Here is a 442-nt window from a genome sequence, read left to right on the forward strand (position 1 = left end):
TTTGAAGAGGCGCTGGTACGGGGACGGGTCCCGGAGCAGGACACCGCGCTGTTCGTGGCCCTGGATGATCCACTGGCCATGGTCGACGACCTGAGCATGAACCTCGCCGGCCGTCTCATGGAGCAAAGCCAGTTTGAAATGCTGCACCAGGAGCGTCTGCAAAGTGCATCCGCCGTGCTTGACCTGTGCGGCTTCGATGTCGCCACTTTTATGCCGGCCTCGCTGAAAGATCCATTCCAGCGCCAGGCCTACACCGATGACCTGTACACCCTGCTCAATGTCCACGATGACATCGCGCGAAGCCAGGAATTGGTGCCGGGCGATCAGGCGGGCATGGTCGATCTGGCCGCCGCGTCGGCGCTGACCAATGCCGAAGCACCGTTCAAGGCCCGCTGGGGTCACCTGCCCGACAGAAGCAAATGGCAAAAAGCCCTCGAACAAT

General features: G+C 61.3%; 1 pseudogene. It reads left to right on the top strand.

The features are described from left to right. Positions 1 to 442, top strand: a pseudogene (locus ACCD02_RS32650) (hypothetical protein); the annotation flags it as partial.

Origin of the sequence: Pseudomonas sp. Pseusp88 (genome assembly GCF_047303955.1) — a bacterium.
GTDB lineage: Bacteria > Pseudomonadota > Gammaproteobacteria > Pseudomonadales > Pseudomonadaceae > Aquipseudomonas.